Here is a 17,380-nt window from a genome sequence, read left to right on the forward strand (position 1 = left end):
ATCTATAAGAACCCATATAGGTACGTCATTATATTTTTTTACATAATGCTTTATAGAATTATTTTCATTACTCTTCTTATTGGAATTAATGATTTTCGTTAACCTTGAAATTAACCATCCTAACTCTAAAGTTTTTGAATTATCATAACAATTAATATCAAGGTATGCATATGGCTTATTATTATAAACCTCTGCAAAACGATATGACAAAATGCTTTTGATATGGTTTTCTGCCTCAGTAATTGCGCGGAAAAGAGCGTGCTTAATCTCTTTGTCAAAATAATATAAATGAGTTATTTCGTCAAAAGTAGTACCTGGCAAATAATTATTTTGATTGCTCATAAAATATTTACTATATCCATTAATTATGTTGTAATAATTGTTTGTAAGTAGATATTGTTTAGCTCTTTGGTAATTTGGAATAATAACTCCACGGTTGTTCAGTATTGTTAATTGCTTATGCAAATTTTCGAAATTTTTCAACAAAAAAACCTCCATCCATATAGAATGAAGGTTTTCGCGTTGGTCCCCGTAGAGATTCCAACACTTATCTCTTAATTTCATTCTATAGGGTTTTATTTAATAAATCAACTGAATTGCAAAAAAATATTAAAATCCTTTAGTGTTTTTTCTTAGAACACGCTCGCTTTGGTCGGTGGGGCGTGTTTTTTTATTTTACAGACTTTCGAAAACTAAAGTAGCTTGGATTCTATCGCCACCACCGAAACCTTTACTACCACCGTTTGTAGTGGAAATAGTGTGTAATCGATAACCTTTAGAACACTGTCTATTTATAGTGTTTTCAAGTTCTGATAGGTTTTGCGACCCTTTTCCTATAAATTTTTCTTTTAATACAACTTGCAATACAACGTAATTTGGCATATTCTTTTCCTTCTTTCTACTATTTATTTAACTCTAAAACGATCTCCTGGGTGCGTTAAGAAATTATTTGGGTCCATACCATTTAATTGAAATAACTGATCTAAAGAAATTCCAGCTCGATTCAGAGGAACTTGTTATTGACTTAGAATCAGTAGCGCTTTGTTTTGTTTCTTTTGTATTAGTGGATATTTCAATGCTAGAAATATCCGATGATTCTTTTGTAGTTTCTTTTTGTGAACAACCAACAATTAAGAAACTACTCGGCAAAACACCTAAAAGAGACACTTTTTTTCATTTTTTACTCCCCATTTCTTTGATTAATAAGCTGTAAATAAGCCTACTATAGGTTTAACATCCCACGTCCACAAACTTTGGTCGGTGGGGCGTGTTTTTTGTTAATTTAGACTAACTATCAGTTCTTGATTTTCGCTTGCGGGGAAGTCTTCTCCGAGCTTAATTTTTACTTCGCCTTGAGTATTATTTAAAACGACTCCCGTGACGCATTGTACACTTTTACCCGGCAACAGTTCAGCGTCAGATTTAGCGTCTACTTCATCCAAAAAGTTATTTTGATTAGTTACAGCTTCATCATAAGCAGCGTCATCTTCGAGTGGACTTCCGTCTTCGTTGTACATAGGATAGAGCGCCTCAGACACGCCAAAAGTACCTACACTAGATGTTAGATCATATTCGGACGTATCATCTTGCTGGCTAAAAGTGAGCATTGAAAACATATCGCTAGGCACCATATTTGCTTCTGTCTGATTGTCTAGCGTGTACCAAATAATCAATCCGTCTTCTCCGGAAAAATTGTCTTTTCCGACCTGCGTCTTATCGATAGTGAGTTTGTAACCAGGTCCAGTCAACGTTTTGTCTTTAAACGACATTTCAATCACATCTCTTTCGGATGTTTGTTGAGCCGATGCTTGGATTTCCGTAGTGGTAGAGCTTGAAATTGTTGTAGTTGATTCCTCAGCGGTTTTATTGCCACCATCATTAGACGAGCAAGCCCCTAAAACAGCTAAACTCAAACCTAAAACCCCAATGCATAAAATAGACTTTTTCATTTCGTTCCCTCTTTTCTGGTATAATATATTTGTGATCTCAGAAATGAGGTATGAGTCCGTGTTGCAGCACGGGCTTTTTTTACTGTGCATAAGAGTATTTTTTCTTGAAATATGACTGGCAAACATTAAAACATTCTGTTCTTAACTTATTATTGATAGCATAGAATTCCATAAAATTTTCCAATTTGAACTGAGATTCATCTGTTAATTCATTCTCAATAAAGATATTAAGTAGAATCATAATAGCGATTCTATCAGCTTCAGCTTCGAACTTTGAATGAAAAGTTGTAGAGTTATCGTACAGTGCTGAATATTCAAAATGTGAAGCAATGAAATGACCGAGCTCGTGGGCTAAATGAAAAGCTTCAGAACTGTCTTCGTGTAGTTTTTCATTCAAAAATACTATTCTTGGTTTTGGATAATAAAAACCTGGTTCTTCCATTTCCATATAGATTAACTTTAAATTATACTCACTCAGCATTTCTTTCAACTTTAAATACATACAACCCATCACTCCAACTATTCATTTTCTTCTAAAGCTTTAGCAATTGCAATCGCTTTACGCATTGTCTCCTTAGATATTTCTTTTCCATCAAAAGAGAATACAGTATCGTCTTCTGACAAATCCACATGTTTAGGGGTCTCTTTTTTCTCTCTTCCTAGAAGATAGTCTATAGAAACACCAAAATAATCTGATACTTTTGCTAAACCTTCGGAGTTAGGTGATACTGATTTCCATTTACTGAAATATCCATTTGAATATCCCAATCTTTTTTCTAATTCTCTTACAGATATTCCGTTTTGCTTTGTTAATTCTTTTATTTTTTCGTATGGATTCATTGATATGTCAACCTTTCTAGACTGACAAGAAAAAATATAGAATAAAACTCTATTTATCTGTTGACAAATTAGAGTTAAAACTCTATACTTGTTCTTGTAAACAAATTTAACAACTAAAAAGACAACAAAAAACACTTTTGATTATTAAACGCCAACCGCCAAGAAAGCTTTTAAAATCAATGTTTATATGTCTTATTTAACTATGTACAAAGTATAGAATAAAACTCTATACTTTGTCAATTGGATTTAGAAAAAAGTTGTTAAATTTGTTTACGAATATAAAAGAAAGGAGAGAAGAATATGGAAAAAAACAGTCTCGGCAAAAATCGAAGATTTGAAATTAGACATACTGAAACAAGCAAAAGTGGCGATGGAACACGCGGTAGATAAAGAAGACTCTGCCATGGTTGCAGCCATAGCAGAGATTTTAGCTCACGTTTAGTCATCGTCTTTACGGTCTTCTGGAAGCTGACCATAGATAACAGCATATTGAATATCTAAATAAGCTTGAGCAATTTCTTTTGGCGAAATTGATTCGCCTTTAGTAGATACTTGTGATTCGTGATTTAGCCATGCAACAACTAAATCCGCAGCGATTTTTTTATTCATACTTATTCACCACCTTATGCATTATTTCAGTAGACCACTTACTGATAAGAAAATTATATCAAAGAAAGGAAAGTAAAATATGAACACACCACAAATTTTCAATTTCGAACAAAACGAGGTTCGAACTGTTTTAGTAAATGATGAACCATATTTTGTAGGAAAAGACGTTGCGAGTGTTTTAGGTTATTCAAACACTAAAGATGCTTTGTCGCGGCATGTAGATTTGGAAGATAAGATGGGGTCGCGAATCACGACCTCAGGTCAATCAAGAGAGATGACAATCATCAACGAATCTGGTTTGTACAGTTTGATACTCAAATCCAAGCTCCCGAAAGCCAAAAAGTTCAAACGTTGGGTAACGAGTGAAGTTCTTCCGACAATCAGAAAAACAGGTAGCTATTCAAACGTACCTCAAAGTTTTGCACAAGCATTGCGTTTAGCAGCGGATTTAGAAGAAAAGAACCAATTACTCGAACAACAAATTGCCGAGTACGAACCAAAGATTAGCTACTTAGATACGATTCTTTCATCGACAGATACGGTAGCTACTTCTCAAATTGCAGCTGATTACGGAATGTCGGCAATTGCTCTAAACAAATTGCTAAACGAGTTAGGTGTTCAACATAAAGTTAGCGGACAATGGATACTTTACCGAAAACATATGAACCAAGGATACACAAAATCTCATACAACTGAGATCCCGAAAGCCGATGGCGGCACTAAAGTTGTAATGAATACCAAATGGACGCAGAAAGGGCGAGTGTTTATTTACAACTTATTAATCGCAGAGGGCTATTACCCTCAAATGGATTTAGAAGAAATTGGTTAGAAAGGAGTTTTAGTATGACTAACATTGCAGAAATCACTCAACGAGATAGAGAAAAAATCAAAGAATATGTCGAAAGTTCAAAGTTCTTAACTTACACCATGCTTGCTGAAAGATTTGGAATTAGCAAAAGCTACTTATCTTTAATTTTAAACGGTAAAAAGACTTCTGCAGAAGCAAACAGAATTATAGATTCGATTATCACTATGTACGAATTGTAGAGGGGGAAAACGAAATGACACAAGAACTAATCAACAAAAATGATTTAGATTCATTTCTTATAGGCTACGTTCCTAAACGCTATCTGACTCAAAAAGAAGCAGTTCATTATACAGGAACGTCAGCAGGAACTATTAACGAATGGGTAAAAAAAGGGTTGAAAGTAATCATCTTCGGTGAAAACAGCCGTCCGAAATATGACATCAAAGATATTGATGAATTCATGTCGAAATATAAAGTTTAAGGAGGTAAGTGGATGGGCAAATTCAACAGAGCATTAGTATTCAGCACACCGCTAATCGTCTATGCTTTAGGGCTTTGGGGAAGCAGACAAGCATTAATCGGCACGATCGTTTACATGGTTTGGATTTTTATGGGGCTTGATGAAGCTGAATATAGAGCGAAAAAGCCAACCGAGGGGGCTGACTAAAGTGTGGTTCTGTTTATTAGGTGTTTATCTCGTGGCCGTTTTAGTAAATAACTACATGAGAAAACGCGGCGAATACTGGTATACATCCTATGCGGTTCTAGTATGTCTAATGCTTACAATTTTTCTAATGATTTATTCAAAATAGGCAATACTTTGTCAATCAAATAAGTTTCAAGAGATTTTTGTTCTGCATTAGTGTTGCCGTAATCAAAACGGCTTAAGAAAATTTTCATAACCTCTACATCTTCATTTTGAATATATGGCAGGACTGCATAACCTGATGCTTTTACAGCAGATATATTTTTATCAGTGTTGCTACCAATACAAATACCCACATTGTTGAGAAATGTTGAGAAAGTTGTTTGTATGGTTTGGGTTTTTGAATCGTGTTTTTGTAATTCAATTTCTTTATTCTTCATCGATTCAGCATGCTTATTATTTATAACCGCTGTAATCCAAGGGGATATAAGAGCTACTAAAGCTAGGATAATCGAAATTGTGATCGTGTTATCGAAACTCATTTTTTCACCATCCAGTTTTTAAACCATTATATCAAAAAGGAGAGAAGAAATAATGCAAGAATTAGTAATTTTGAAAAATAAAGAAGCTGTGACTACGAGTTTGCAAGTTGCAGAAAGTTTTGAGAAAAAGCATCAACATGTTTTAAGAGATATTGATGCACTAAAAAAAGATGTGTCCAATTTTGGACAGATGTTTTCTGAAGGTAATGAGCCAGATTCCTACGGAAGAAATCGACGAGTTTTCTTCATTAGCAGAGATGGATTTTTCTTGTTAGCTATGGGATTTACAGGAAAGAAAGCTATTTACTTCAAACAAAAATACATTGAAGCATTCAACAAAATGGAAGATGTTATTCGCAAGAATACTGTTCCTCAAACAATTGAAGACATGATGATCTACCAACTAGAAGAAATGAAAGATGTTAAAAAAGATGTCTCCATGCTTAAAGATACTATGCGAATTAGCGGACAACAAGAGTTTGAAATTAAGCAAAAAGGAAATATGAAAGTTATGGAAGTTCTAGGAGGCAAAGAAAGCCGAGCTTATGAAGAAATCAGTAAAAAAGTATTCTCAAAATTTTGGTCTAAATTTAAACGCACCTTTTCAATCCCAAGATATGGCGAGTTACCTCGTAAGAGATTTGATGATGCTGTTTCATTTATTGAAATGTGGTTACCAGAAACTGCGATCCGCATGGAAATTGACCAACTGAACAGACAACAGAGACTTTTTGGTGATGACAATGAATAGAGCTGAAGCGCTAAGAATAGGGACGGTAATTGCTAATCGCTGGTGTAGACATAACAAACCAATCATCCTAAGCCAACAACAAATCGACAAGAAAAAGGCATGGCAACAAATAAAAAAGTGACTCAGCCGACCAAAGCAATGAGTCACAAAGAAAATACATCTAAGGAGATGTTACCACATGAAAAAAGAACTTTCCACTCTAGATCAATATTTGACTGATCCTAGTTGGGGCAAATCAAATATCAAGGAAACAAGCAATCGAAAAATCAGACGTAATCTTCTGACAGATGAAGAACTAGCATGTGATCAAGACGATTTGGGAAATTTTGTGAGTATTTGGGATCATGTCTATCTTATCCATTTATCGAGGAAGTCCAAAAAACCTGAATATATCTATGTCATCGAAGATGGCTTGATTGATGCGCTAGAAGAGTATGACAGAGATAACTTGATTGATATCTCTTATTACGGACCAGGTAAGAAATACATTGCTGAAATGGAGGCAGAATTTGATGAAGACGAGTGAAACAACAAAAGAAATTTTTGCGGCATTAGCTATTTTTCGAAAACAGTTAAAACAGCCTTTAAAAGATGCGAAAAATCCTTTTTTCAAATCAAAGTATGTGCCACTAGAAAATATTGTTGAAGTAATTGACGAAGCTATTGCTGACACTGGCTTATCTTACGCTCAAGAGGCGACGAGTAGCGGTAATAGCGTTCAAGTAGCTACTTACATTTTTCATCAGTCAGGAGAATTTATTCAATTTGAACCGTTGGCTTTACCAGCTACAAAAGCAGATGCGCAAGGTTTTGGATCGGCCGTAACTTACGCCAAGCGTTATGCCTTAGCTGCAGTCTTTGGTGTGACAAGCGACGAGGATGACGACGGCAACAAAGCTGCTGACACAGCGCCTAAAATTATATCTAAGAAAGAGCAGACTATCTTAACAGCTTTAATTGATGACTTCGCCCAGTCAATGAATTTGGATTCCGCAAAAACTTGGAGGACGATTCAAAAAAGAACAAATATTTTCGATGACTTGAATAGACTAACGCAAGAACAGTCTGCTGCTATCAAGCATTTTATCAATGACAATAAGAAGTGATATGAATGTTTAAACCGTTAATAGACTCATACTCGGCGGTACTAAGAAGATTCAAAGGCAACCAGATAGTGGCAAGAATCAACGAAGAAGTAAATATCGAACGATTGAAGACGATGTATGACGGGTATGATGGCGATCGGATTATTGAAGTTCGATTTATTGATCCACGTCGGTTCACAGTGCAGCAACGAAACTTCATCTATGCGCTGATAGGCGATATTTTCATCGATACAGGCATGCCAACGGACTTCTGGAAGGAATTCTTCTACTTCCGTTTTGAAGGTGTCACAGGGCGCAAAATAAGCCTCAAAGATGAATCGAATACAACTGTGAGTGATGCTAATGTCTTAGCAAATATCATCTTAGATTTCATCTTTGAACATCATATTCCTTTCAAAGAAGGTTATGAGATTTTACCAGCGAATCAAGAGTATTACTTCTACAAATGCATCACAAAAAGAGTCTGCTGCATCTGTGGCAAAACAGGAGCTGACATCGATCACTTTGACAAAGCGCTAGGAAGACGAAAGCGCAAAGAAGTTGATCATTCAGAGTACACATTTGCAGCACTCTGCAGAATCCATCACACGGAGAAGCACAAAATAGGTGTGATCAATTTCAAAAATAAATATCAAATCAAAGGAATCAAGTTAAATCAGGAGACAATCAAGAAATTAAGAATCGGAGGATAAAAAGTGGATCACAGAAGTTATTACGCCATCATACCTGCAAATGTTAGATATGACGATTCTTTGATACCTAGTGCAAAACTTCTTTATGGAGAAATCACAGCTCTATGTAATGAGAAAGGGTATTGCTGGGCTAGCAATGAGTACTTTGCCAATCAATATAAAGTAAGCAAACCAACCATTCAGAATTGGCTAAAGTCACTTGAAGAAAAGGGCTATATCTATAGAGAAGTTAAGTACAAAGAGGGTAGTAAAGAAATCGAGGCTAGGTATATAAGAATTCTTGGTGGGGGTCACCAAGAAAATTTGGTGAGGGGTCACCAAGAAATCTATCAAGATAATAATACATCTATTAATAATACATTTAATAATACAAAAGAATATATAAGAGAGTTACCGCCTTCGAAAAAATCGAAGGCTAAGCCCATCCGTCATAAATACGGAGAGTATAAAAATGTTCTTTTGTCAGATGAGCAGATGGAGAAACTCAAAACAGAATTCCCTAATGATTACCAAGAGCGAATCGAACGACTGTCAGAGTATTGTGAATCATCTGGTAAGACTTATAAAAACTATTTGGCAACTATTCGAAGTTGGGCAAGGAAAGAAAAAAGTGAACCTAAGAACGCAAGCAGTGGATACAAGCGCACAGGAAGACGAGAGAAGCTTCCTGAATGGGCAATCGACCAAGAAGCCTATCTTAAGAAAAAAGCGCTAGAACGAGCTAATAGACAATCAAAAGCACCATTCTAAGAGGTGGAAAATTGAAAATCGATTATCTAGAACTGATCAATGAAATAGCAAGTTACAAAACTGGTGAGGAAATAGAGATTCTGAGAGACGTTTATGAACAACTTGATGAAGCTGGAATCGAACGAATTAAGAATGATCGTTCAAGTTGGAGTAAACTCAGATACTATTTCGCACTTTATATCGATGCAACACAATTAAGAAATTTAGCTTATACAAAATTACTATTTGTTGATTGCATTAAAGGATTGCAAAAACATCTTAGTGAACTTGAGCAGGTGTAATCAGATGGATCTAAAAACATTTACAGCACAGATCGAACTAATGCATCAAGAAGCTTTAAGACAAAGCGCCTCGTACGAAGACAAGTGGCTCAACACGTTCCATGGTGGACGTGAGAGCGCACTTGATCAAGTACTCAAATTATTGAAAGGGGAACGTCGGGATGGATAAGAAAGCAGCAATGAAACGAATTGCTGAATTAACCAAGTCAGAATCTTGGCAAGAAGACAAAGAAATAGTTGCAGAAGTCCAAAAGCTTGGTAAATCAATGTGGACTGAAAAGCCTAAACGGAAAACGCCGAGAAAAATTGCAATCTGGCATGGTGATCGAATTCTAGTAACAGGTACTGCTGAACAGTTATCTGAAATTACTGGACTAAGCAAAAATATTATCTGGGATAGAGCTAAACGCGAGAACGTTGATTCGAAAGGTCGTCAATTTAAACATGTGGAGGAGAAATAATGGATCTCATTACACAATACAGTGATACCATCCTCAAGAAAATCATGATGAAGATTCAGAAAGACAAAAAATCAAAAGAACGAGCGGAATTAGTTAAGTTGGAAATGGCTGAAACAGGAGCAGGAGTGCGAAGTAGCAGGCATTGGAAAGCAGCAGCAAACATTGAATTTTATTACAACGAAATTCAAAAAGGGCTCGATCAGATGCGTGAGCTGGATCAGCAAACAGGTTGGAGTCAGAAGCTCCATCAAGATCGTTTCAAATTTGTAGAAAAGCATAGAGAGATACTAGACGAATATATGGAGGAACAGCGATGAATAAACAGGAATTGATTGATGAACTAAAGAGAATTTCACTAGAAAAACAGCACAAAGCCCTGACACATCCAGAAAGCAAAAATTACTATGAGGGCATGGTGATGGCTTATTCTCAAGTCGTTCACATGGTTAATACGGTGTTAAAACTAGACGAACCGAAGAAGCCAGTTGTGCCTAAGTTTGTGGCGGAGTGGATAGAATACGCTAAAAAGAAAGGTGATAGTCTAGCTATTTCGTTCAAGCCGTGGAACCTCTATGGTGTTGAGTATAGCAAGGTTGATAGATGGATTGAAGATAATCAAGAAACGTTTGCTCGTGCTTGGCTAGACGGCTACGAGGTCGAGAAAGAGCCGTTGTATACAGTTACAATTAATCTTGACCTTAAGTACCATCTAGTCGTTGACGAGGGAGATGGTAACGATGAAATTATTACAACATTGACAACTACAGATGGTGTATTTGGGTATCGTTACTTTTTAACAGAAAAAGAAATAAAATCAGCAGATGAGAACCTATGGAAGTTTGCTGTGCCAGTGGAAGAGGTGGTAGAAAGATGAAACTAAAAGACGGATTTTACGCTAGTAGTCATGGTATCGGCGGTTTAATGCTAGATATGCCGACGAAGAACCCTAAAACACGTAAGAAACCAAAGTTCAAAGTCGGTGACATGGTTCGTTGCGAAGCAGAAGGGTTCATCTATCCATTTCGTGGATATGTAGAACACGTCTATAATCACTCAGCAATCATTCGTATTGAAAACACGATGGAATGTGACAAGTTATTAGCGAAAAGCAAAGAGAATTTAGCTGTAGCGAGATTGGTGGATATGGAGGTTATAAAATCTTAATTTTGCTTTTTTACAACTATCCTACAACAATGAGCGTTATTCCACAACTGGAAGGAGAAGAGGCAATTGTGAACATTTTAGAGAATATAGATATTAAGCAAACAAGGAAAAATGCTAGACGATTACTAAAAAGATACAGAAATTTAGAACGTTTGGTCGGACCAGTGAAAATAGACTTTTCCGTGATGACTGTTACCAAAAATTTGAAATTCACAATTGACAGTCAAAACGAAGAAATCATTGAAGCGATAAGTACTCGAGATTCGGTTATCGATGCATTAACACGGCTAAGTAGAATCCATTTCCAGGTACTTTATTATAGTTATTGTTTTCCTAATAAGATGTCGATGTATCAAATAGGAGAAAAATTAGGATATTCCGATAGAACTATCGAGAGAATGAAGGCAGTAGCTTTGGTTGAATTTGCTGAGGCGTATAAATCAGGAGAACTCATTTCACGTACAAAATAAAAAAAGTCGGATTCCTCCGACTATGAATAATATTTCCGACATAAGTATTATATCATAATTGGGGGAATCAGAGGATGGTACTTTTCGATGTAAAGAAATATGAGACACCAAGCGCGAAAGATGTTGATATGGAACGCACAAAACATAATGTGGCTGTGTTTCTTTCAGCATATTTATCAGCTAGATGTAGAGTAGGGCAACCTCGAGAACCAAAAGTGACAGCATCTTATTCCTTGGTTCCACCTTCTACAGCTGATCATATATTTGAAGCAGAAAGAATGCTGATCGATAAAGAAGAAGCACAGGAAGAATTTGAGTATCTGCATAAATTGTTTGTTCGAGGCTATTCAGCGATACAGCATCCGCATAAGCCTGATGTGACTGAAAGGCGCAAGAAGATATTCTATGATCGTTATATCAATGGTCTGCCCATTTATGTAACTGCTCAAAGGAATAATACTAGCGAAGAATCGGTTAAAGTAGAATCAAACAGAATTATCATCCAATTTGCTTCATCGTTAGAACTGGTTGCTTTCAAGTAGCCAGTTTTTACACTTTTTATACCCTTTTATTACCCATTTGGTTTCCATTTTATACCTTTTTTATACCAATCACTTACCTAACCGACGTTGTATTATGATAGTGTCGAAAGATTAGTGATAGGTCTGAGACAAAATAATAATAAAAGGAACATCGTTTTATTATTGTTTCACAATTAAGCTTCGATAGACAGCAGCGGAAATATTAAGAATAAGGATGTGAATTTTAACTCCTTCTAAATTGTTCTTATTATCTATCATCCGTTGCTGTCTATTGTTTTTTTTAATTATTCACACGATAACTAAAGGTGAGCGAAGAGAAATGATTCCATTAATAATTTCAATTTTTGCGCTTTGTCTTAATGTCTATATGATTGGATTTAAAAATGGGCAAAATAAAAGATAGTAGTAACTAAGAAAGAAATTTTTATATTGTCACTGTGGCGGAAAGGGTAGACGCTAAGCATGTGTGCTAGGTCAATGCTTCGGCAACTATGCAATGTTCGATTCATTGCCAGTGACTTTGGCAACCGAGCATCGGCGGTTTAAAAATATAGGGGTGCGCAATTTCGTACGCGTTTTGTGCATCGTGTAGGTTGCTATTACATAGTTGGTTAGATTGAGATTTGGGATTCGGTACAAATGAATCGTCAAATGTCTCAAGCACAGGATCGGAAACGTCCCTGCCTGTGCATTACATATTAGATCACTCGTTGAGTGGTCTTTTTATTTTGCGTAAAGGAGGCTACATAATGAGAAACTACTGGTATATATCACTAACTAATGAATATCCTCGAACCATTGATGATTGTTCAGTGCGTGTTGTGCGTTCTGTACAAATCAAAGGGAAATACTCTATTGTCGAAATGCTAAGAGAAGCTACACCAAACGAAGTGGATAAATGCAAGCTGATATATTGCGGCCATGGCTATTGGAAAGACGAGTATATCCAATACAACATAGAGAGGTGGATAGATAGATGAGTTACCTCGAACATTTGAAACGTTGCTACATGCATTCTAAGAATAAACTTCCTGACAGCTACACAAAAGAAGAAATTGTCCTTCACGTGACCTACGCAGATACATACAGCAAGGCAGAGCAGATGGAAGGCTGGAAAAGGTTCTTTGGTTGGGTACACGAGAATGCCTAAAAGGAAATGCTCGGTCGCTTGGTGTCGTGAGTATGTAGACTTGCCCGAAAGATATTGCGAGAAACACAAAGGCAATGCAGACAAGACGTATAACAGAGAAGTAAGACACAACAAAGAGAACATGAAGTATGCTCGCTTCTATGCTTCAAGCCAATGGAAGAAGCTAAGACGTAGCAAGCTGGCAGACCAACCACTATGTGAGGAGTGTTTGAGAAATGGGAAAATAACCAGTGCTACGATAGTCCATCACAAAACGGAAGTAAAAGAAGATTGGGATAAAAGGTTAGACTACGATACGTTAGAAAGTATTTGCCAGTCGTGCCACAACAAAGAGCATAAAAAGGCATATAACCTTAAAAGGCTCTAATTTGCGTTCTAAGGCGTTTTTCCTAAAGTGTATATAATTTATACTAAATAATAGTTTTGATAAAAAATAACCCCCCCTATGTCGCTAGAACGAAGAAAATCGATGCCCTCCCTTCTCGAAAAAAAATTCCCTTTAGAAAATTTGTAAAATAGATAGGAGTGATGAAATGAGCAAAGGTAGGCCGAAGAAATTGCTTAACGCAAGCAAAAAGAATTACACAAAAGAAGAAATTGAAGCTAAAAAAGCCGAAGAAGAAAAGCTATACAACTATCCAAGACTGGACTTTTCAAATTATCCGGTCGGGCTTTTGAAAGAAGCGCAAAAAGAGTGGGATAGAATCTCTCACTACATTCAGGACTTGCCTATTTCAGAACTAGACCAACAAACAATGATTCGCTACTGCAACTACTCGTATCTGTACGACAAAGCAAGCAAAGAGTTAGACGAACAAGGCTTTTTGATCGATGGTCGTAAAAATCCTTTAATCGATACTGTCAATTCATTCTCGAAAGAACTAAAAACAGCCACTAATGATTTAGGGCTGACAATCAACTCTCGGTTAAAGATCGTTAATCCTCAAGAGTTAGAGAAAGAGCCTGACGACCCTTTTGCTGAAATGATGAACGAAGTTGATAGTGATGATTGACCACGTTCAAAAATACATTGATGAAGTAGAAAATGGGAATATCTTAGTCTGTGAGAAGATACAGATGGCAATTGATAGACACAAAAAGGATATCGAGAGGTCAAAGCGAGATGACTTTCCTTACTACTACGAACCAAAATACACTCAAAATATTGTAAAATTCATTTCAATGCTTCCAGATCCTAAGAGTGGCAAGCCTAATAAGTTGGCACTATTCCAGAAATTCATTTTAGGCATGCTGTGGGGCTGGCGAAGAAAGAAAGACAATACCAAGCGTTTCAGAAAAGCCTATCTTTCGCTAGCACGTAAGCAAGGAAAATCGTTGATTGTTTCAGGGATTGCGCTGTACTGTCTAATTTACGAACGAAATCCACGACAAGCAAGACAGATATACGCTACTGCTAACAAACGAGATCAAGCGAAAATCGTTTTCACTATGGTTAAGTCACAACTAAAAGCCTTACGTGGAAAAAGTAAAGCAATCCAGAAATTTACAAAGGTTCTACAAAACGAGCTTACTACGACAGATGATTCATTTATGAAACCACTGTCTGCTGATGCAGATACATTGGACGGTCTCGATACATTATTGGGCATTTTTGATGAATATGCCCTGTCTAAAACAACGGAAATGATGGATGTTATCGAAACGTCAATGGGGCAACAAATCGAACCGCTAACGATTATCATTTCAACGGCTTCAAGCAAACTAAACTATCCAATGTACTCGATAGAGTATCAGTATGTAACGAAGTTGCTAAAAGAAGAAGTGGTAGGCGATGAGTATTTAGCGCTATGTTGGGAACAGGACAATGCTAAAGAAGTAGCGGACACTGACATGTGGATAAAGTCCAACCCATTAATGGAACTATCAGAACAAAAAGAACGACTAACTGAAAACAAAAAACGACTTTTAGACGAAGGAAAAGCAAAAGGAAGTATATCAAACGTTCTTACTAAAGAATTCAACATATGGGTTCAATCTTCACAAGAAAGTTATATGAGCGAAGAAGAGTGGACTTCTGCCGTTGCTCCTGATTACATCAAACAAACGGACTTAACAGGGCGTGAGATTTACATCGGTGTCGATTTGTCACGAGTGAATGACTTAACTTCTATTTCGTGGGTCATTCCAATCAGAGAAGAAAGCAAGTTTTTTGTTGATAGCTATTCCTTTGTAGCCAATCGCGGCGGAATTGAAGCAAAAGAAAAAGAAGACAAAACACCATACCGACAATATGAGCAAGCAGGCTATTGCACGATTAGTAGTAGTCCAGACGGATTGATTGACTATCACGATTTAGTCAATTGGCTTACTGATTTCATCGAAAGTAATAACTTTGAGTTAAAAGGTATCTTTTACGATCCGTATAATGCTGGTAATGTTATTACTGATCTATCGAAATTCTACGAGAAAGAAATGATTGAAGTGCGACAAGGACTGATAACTTTGAACGTTCCGACAAAACAATTTAGAACGGACGTTATTAAAGGAAAAACAGTCCATTCAAACAATCCACTGCTTAACAGAGCAATCAGAAACGCAATCACCAAAGAAAACAACGATACAATCATGATTGATAAGGCAATGAATCGAAATAAGATTGATCCTTTAGATGCGTTGATTAATGCTTACACGCAGGCAATGTACCATGATTTTGATGAAGAAGATATCAATGAATTGATTGAAAGGGGCGAGTATGGCTTTGGATGGTAACAAGTTAAGACTAATCGTGATTATTTTGTATGTTTTAGGGCTAGTTTCATTCATAGCCGCAGCTTTTTTGTTTAACCAGATTATCGGATTCCTGACGGTGGGCATTAGTTTAATGCTTACCGTTTTTATTTTGGTTCGAGAATCAGAATTATAGCTGAAAGGAGGTGGGATAAATGGGTTTATTTTTCCAAACGGAAAAACGTAGCTTGTCCAGTCGTTCGAGTACAATGTTCGACTTCATTTCAACTGTAAATGGGAACACGATCATCAACTTTGACGGAGAAACGGCACTAGAACAGTCTGATGTGTTTACAGCGGTAAAGATATTGGCTGGAGATATTGCCGCCAGCAAGTTCAAGTTTTCCGATAATAAGCAAGCAGACATTCGAAAGTTAGACATGTTGAACAAGTACCCAAACGCAAGTATGACACCATATTCTTTCATGTTTGCTATCACGGCTCAAATGCTTTTGTCAGGGAATGCTTTTGCGATCATTCATGAAAATAGCTTAGAGTTTGTTAAACCGTCACAAGTCGTCGTTTACGAAGATTTAGAGACAGGTGTGTTGCGGTATGAGTACACAAACAAAGCAGGAAATTCGTACAGTGTTGATTCTAACGAGATGTTACACTTCAAATATATAACTGTAAACGGAAAAACCGGTATCAGTCCATTGGATGCACTCAAAACAGAACTTTCCATGCTCGACAATGGGAACAAAATGCTAAGTTCCTTCTTCAAGAAGGGGATTCAAGCAGGCGGAGTTTTGAAGCTCAATAAAGGTACGCTGAATAACAAGTCTAAAAAGCAAATTAAGCAAGACTTTGAAGAAGTAAACAGCGGTGCTTCAAACGCTAATAGCGTAATTGTTTTGGACGATACACAGGAATTCAAACAGTTTGAGCTAAATACGGATATTTTGAAGATGATTCAAAACAACGTGTACTCGACAAAACAAATTGCTAAAGCGTTCGGCATTCCTTTGTCACGTTTTGGTATGGAGTTAGTCAATACCAAAGACGATTCGGCTAACGATTCCTACGTTTCTAGTACGCTTAGGGCGCTCTCACAGATGATTACAGACGAGTTAGCAATCAAGTTAGGTATTAATGTAGAACTTGACTTCTCTACGCTTACAGGGCAAGACAAGGCTTCTAGGATGAATAAAGCAATGGAAGATGGCAACGGCGGAGACGGTTATCTACTGATTAATGAGGTCAGAGATTATTACGGATTGCCAAGCATTCCTAATGGAGATGTTTTGTACACGAAAACCACAGCGAAAGGAGGTGGGAATAGTGGAAATGGAAATTCGGAGTTTAGCGGAAATCCAGTCAACGGACAATCGAACGATTGAGGGCTACGCAATGAAATTCAATTCGTTGAGCAGAGACCTTGGCGGGTTCAAAGAAATAATTTCGCCACAAGCGTTGGATACGACCGATTTATCAGATGTTCGCTGTTTTGTCGATCATGATTCAAGTATGGTTTTAGGAAGAACGTCATCACAAACGCTAGAGTTGGAAGTGGATGACGTAGGACTTCATTTCAGATGTCAACTGCCAAATACTTCTTACGCCAACGATTTGTACGAATCCATAAAACGTGGTGATATCAACGAATGTTCGTTCGGTTTTGCCGTAAAAGATGATTCTCAAACGTGGGAAAATCAAGATGGAATGTATATCCGCAATCTAAATAAGATCGATGAATTATTCGAAATATCGATTGTTTCGATCCCAGCTTACGAAGGAACGGATGCAGTCTTAGCGCAACGATCATTGAAACGAGTAATCAATGAAAAAGAAAAACGAAAATTAGAGATAGAACTAGAGCTTCTAAATTACTAGAGGTTCTTTTTTTATACCCAAAAACAAAGGAGGAAAGC

31 protein-coding genes and 1 pseudogene are annotated in these 17,380 nt (G+C 36.9%); 24 read left to right on the plus strand and 8 right to left on the minus strand.

What is annotated here, in order from left to right; all coding sequences use genetic code 11:
• From A5849_RS06280 to A5849_RS14900, 7 genes and pseudogenes are all read right to left on the minus strand, one after another.
• Nucleotides 1-483 (minus strand): Abi family protein (locus A5849_RS06280; RefSeq protein WP_143353372.1); only part of this gene is annotated, 483 nt, incomplete at its 3' end.
• 192 nt (nt 484-675) lie between these two features.
• Entirely contained in the window at nt 676-882 is a 207-nt protein-coding gene (locus A5849_RS06285) for a DUF4177 domain-containing protein (RefSeq protein WP_086309998.1), read from the minus strand.
• Nucleotides 883-905: 23 nt separating this feature from the next.
• Nucleotides 906-1,001: pseudogene (locus A5849_RS15170) on the minus strand (LysM domain-containing protein); the annotation flags it as partial.
• Nucleotides 1,002-1,277: 276 nt separating this feature from the next.
• Nucleotides 1,278-1,949, minus strand: a complete 672-nt coding sequence (locus A5849_RS06295) for a DUF5067 domain-containing protein (RefSeq protein ID WP_086309999.1) — start codon at nt 1,947-1,949, stop codon at nt 1,278-1,280.
• 79 nt (nt 1,950-2,028) lie between these two features.
• The gene (locus A5849_RS06300; protein ID WP_002329428.1) at nt 2,029-2,451 is read right to left on the minus strand and encodes an ImmA/IrrE family metallo-endopeptidase; all 423 of its coding nucleotides are present in this window, start codon (nt 2,449-2,451) and stop codon (nt 2,029-2,031) included.
• Nucleotides 2,452-2,468: 17 nt separating this feature from the next.
• On the minus strand, nt 2,469-2,789 hold the full coding sequence (locus tag A5849_RS06305) for a helix-turn-helix domain-containing protein (protein ID WP_086310000.1): 321 nt from the start codon (nt 2,787-2,789) through the stop codon (nt 2,469-2,471).
• Nucleotides 2,790-3,227: 438 nt separating this feature from the next.
• Entirely contained in the window at nt 3,228-3,398 is a 171-nt protein-coding gene (locus A5849_RS14900; protein ID WP_179189219.1) for a hypothetical protein, read from the minus strand.
• 79 nt (nt 3,399-3,477) lie between these two features.
• On the opposite strand from A5849_RS14900, the gene A5849_RS06310 reads away from it, so the two are divergent.
• From A5849_RS06310 to A5849_RS14905, 4 genes are read left to right on the plus strand one after another with little or no spacing between them, the layout of a single operon-like run.
• Nucleotides 3,478-4,227, plus strand: a complete 750-nt coding sequence (locus tag A5849_RS06310) for a phage antirepressor KilAC domain-containing protein (RefSeq protein ID WP_086310001.1) — start codon at nt 3,478-3,480, stop codon at nt 4,225-4,227.
• A gap of 14 nt (nt 4,228-4,241) precedes the next feature.
• Nucleotides 4,242-4,445 carry a helix-turn-helix domain-containing protein gene (locus tag A5849_RS06315; protein ID WP_086310002.1) on the plus strand — a complete coding sequence of 68 codons (204 nt, stop codon included), beginning with the start codon at nt 4,242-4,244 and terminating at the stop codon, nt 4,443-4,445.
• A 14-nt stretch (nt 4,446-4,459) separates the two neighbouring features.
• Nucleotides 4,460-4,687 (plus strand): AlpA family transcriptional regulator, encoded by a 228-nt coding sequence (locus A5849_RS06320; protein WP_002342491.1) that lies wholly within the window; start codon nt 4,460-4,462, stop codon nt 4,685-4,687.
• A gap of 12 nt (nt 4,688-4,699) precedes the next feature.
• Nucleotides 4,700-4,873: a hypothetical protein gene (locus A5849_RS14905; RefSeq protein ID WP_179189220.1), complete on the plus strand. Its 174-nt coding sequence runs from the start codon at nt 4,700-4,702 to the stop codon at nt 4,871-4,873.
• 113 nt (nt 4,874-4,986) lie between these two features.
• Here A5849_RS14905 and A5849_RS06325 read toward each other — a convergent pair whose 3' ends face one another.
• Nucleotides 4,987-5,394, minus strand: a complete 408-nt coding sequence (locus A5849_RS06325; RefSeq protein WP_086310003.1) for a hypothetical protein — start codon at nt 5,392-5,394, stop codon at nt 4,987-4,989.
• Between the two features lie 52 nt (nt 5,395-5,446).
• On the opposite strand from A5849_RS06325, the gene A5849_RS06330 reads away from it, so the two are divergent.
• The 20 genes from A5849_RS06330 to A5849_RS06415 all read left to right on the plus strand — a co-directional run bounded on the left by A5849_RS06330 (nt 5,447) and on the right by A5849_RS06415 (nt 17,342).
• The gene (locus tag A5849_RS06330; protein WP_086310004.1) at nt 5,447-6,145 is read left to right on the plus strand and encodes a Rha family transcriptional regulator; all 699 of its coding nucleotides are present in this window, start codon (nt 5,447-5,449) and stop codon (nt 6,143-6,145) included.
• Between the two features lie 178 nt (nt 6,146-6,323).
• Nucleotides 6,324-6,671, plus strand: coding sequence for a hypothetical protein (locus A5849_RS06335; protein ID WP_086310005.1), 348 nt, complete (start codon nt 6,324-6,326; stop codon nt 6,669-6,671).
• Nucleotides 6,658-7,251 carry an ERF family protein gene (locus A5849_RS06340; protein WP_086310006.1) on the plus strand — a complete coding sequence of 198 codons (594 nt, stop codon included), beginning with the start codon at nt 6,658-6,660 and terminating at the stop codon, nt 7,249-7,251. The genes A5849_RS06335 and A5849_RS06340 overlap by 14 nt, the downstream gene beginning before the upstream one ends.
• A gap of 5 nt (nt 7,252-7,256) precedes the next feature.
• Complete coding sequence (locus tag A5849_RS06345; protein WP_086310007.1) at nt 7,257-7,943, plus strand: putative HNHc nuclease; 687 nt, start codon at nt 7,257-7,259, stop codon at nt 7,941-7,943.
• 3 nt (nt 7,944-7,946) lie between these two features.
• Nucleotides 7,947-8,693 carry a helix-turn-helix domain-containing protein gene (locus A5849_RS06350; RefSeq protein WP_086310008.1) on the plus strand — a complete coding sequence of 249 codons (747 nt, stop codon included), beginning with the start codon at nt 7,947-7,949 and terminating at the stop codon, nt 8,691-8,693.
• An 11-nt stretch (nt 8,694-8,704) separates the two neighbouring features.
• On the plus strand, nt 8,705-8,974 hold the full coding sequence (locus A5849_RS06355) for a hypothetical protein (RefSeq protein ID WP_002346874.1): 270 nt from the start codon (nt 8,705-8,707) through the stop codon (nt 8,972-8,974).
• Nucleotides 8,975-8,978: 4 nt separating this feature from the next.
• Entirely contained in the window at nt 8,979-9,143 is a 165-nt protein-coding gene (locus A5849_RS14910) for a hypothetical protein (RefSeq protein ID WP_002301521.1), read from the plus strand.
• The gene (locus A5849_RS06360) at nt 9,136-9,435 is read left to right on the plus strand and encodes a hypothetical protein (RefSeq protein ID WP_070676706.1); all 300 of its coding nucleotides are present in this window, start codon (nt 9,136-9,138) and stop codon (nt 9,433-9,435) included. The genes A5849_RS14910 and A5849_RS06360 overlap by 8 nt, the downstream gene beginning before the upstream one ends.
• A complete protein-coding gene (locus A5849_RS06365) occupies nt 9,435-9,752 on the plus strand; it encodes a DUF1140 family protein (RefSeq protein ID WP_086310009.1) in 318 nt (105 codons plus the stop codon). The genes A5849_RS06360 and A5849_RS06365 overlap by 1 nt, the downstream gene beginning before the upstream one ends.
• Complete coding sequence (locus A5849_RS06370) at nt 9,749-10,309, plus strand: DUF1642 domain-containing protein (RefSeq protein ID WP_086310010.1); 561 nt, start codon at nt 9,749-9,751, stop codon at nt 10,307-10,309. Before A5849_RS06365 ends, A5849_RS06370 begins: the two co-directional genes overlap by 4 nt.
• The gene (locus A5849_RS06375; protein ID WP_086310011.1) at nt 10,306-10,599 is read left to right on the plus strand and encodes a hypothetical protein; all 294 of its coding nucleotides are present in this window, start codon (nt 10,306-10,308) and stop codon (nt 10,597-10,599) included. Before A5849_RS06370 ends, A5849_RS06375 begins: the two co-directional genes overlap by 4 nt.
• A gap of 68 nt (nt 10,600-10,667) precedes the next feature.
• Nucleotides 10,668-11,069 carry an ArpU family phage packaging/lysis transcriptional regulator gene (locus A5849_RS06380; RefSeq protein WP_033655454.1) on the plus strand — a complete coding sequence of 134 codons (402 nt, stop codon included), beginning with the start codon at nt 10,668-10,670 and terminating at the stop codon, nt 11,067-11,069.
• A gap of 74 nt (nt 11,070-11,143) precedes the next feature.
• Nucleotides 11,144-11,611: an ArpU family transcriptional regulator gene (locus tag A5849_RS06385; protein ID WP_002305391.1), complete on the plus strand. Its 468-nt coding sequence runs from the start codon at nt 11,144-11,146 to the stop codon at nt 11,609-11,611.
• A 749-nt stretch (nt 11,612-12,360) separates the two neighbouring features.
• Nucleotides 12,361-12,591: a hypothetical protein gene (locus A5849_RS15175; protein ID WP_002343506.1), complete on the plus strand. Its 231-nt coding sequence runs from the start codon at nt 12,361-12,363 to the stop codon at nt 12,589-12,591.
• A complete protein-coding gene (locus tag A5849_RS14915) occupies nt 12,588-12,761 on the plus strand; it encodes a hypothetical protein (protein WP_179189221.1) in 174 nt (57 codons plus the stop codon). Before A5849_RS15175 ends, A5849_RS14915 begins: the two co-directional genes overlap by 4 nt.
• 121 nt (nt 12,762-12,882) lie before the next feature.
• The gene (locus A5849_RS06395; protein WP_223609940.1) at nt 12,883-13,128 is read left to right on the plus strand and encodes an HNH endonuclease signature motif containing protein; all 246 of its coding nucleotides are present in this window, start codon (nt 12,883-12,885) and stop codon (nt 13,126-13,128) included.
• Between the two features lie 166 nt (nt 13,129-13,294).
• Entirely contained in the window at nt 13,295-13,774 is a 480-nt protein-coding gene (locus tag A5849_RS06400; protein ID WP_002343508.1) for a phage terminase small subunit P27 family, read from the plus strand.
• A complete protein-coding gene (locus A5849_RS06405) occupies nt 13,767-15,491 on the plus strand; it encodes a terminase large subunit (protein ID WP_072538761.1) in 1,725 nt (574 codons plus the stop codon). Before A5849_RS06400 ends, A5849_RS06405 begins: the two co-directional genes overlap by 8 nt.
• A gap of 173 nt (nt 15,492-15,664) precedes the next feature.
• Nucleotides 15,665-16,849: a phage portal protein gene (locus tag A5849_RS06410; RefSeq protein ID WP_086310012.1), complete on the plus strand. Its 1,185-nt coding sequence runs from the start codon at nt 15,665-15,667 to the stop codon at nt 16,847-16,849.
• Entirely contained in the window at nt 16,797-17,342 is a 546-nt protein-coding gene (locus tag A5849_RS06415; protein WP_033607246.1) for an HK97 family phage prohead protease, read from the plus strand. The genes A5849_RS06410 and A5849_RS06415 overlap by 53 nt, the downstream gene beginning before the upstream one ends.
• The last annotated feature ends 38 nt before the right edge of the window (nt 17,343-17,380 follow it).

Source organism: Enterococcus sp. 10F3_DIV0382 (assembly GCF_002140245.1).
GTDB classification, from domain to species: domain Bacteria; phylum Bacillota; class Bacilli; order Lactobacillales; family Enterococcaceae; genus Enterococcus_B; species Enterococcus_B lactis.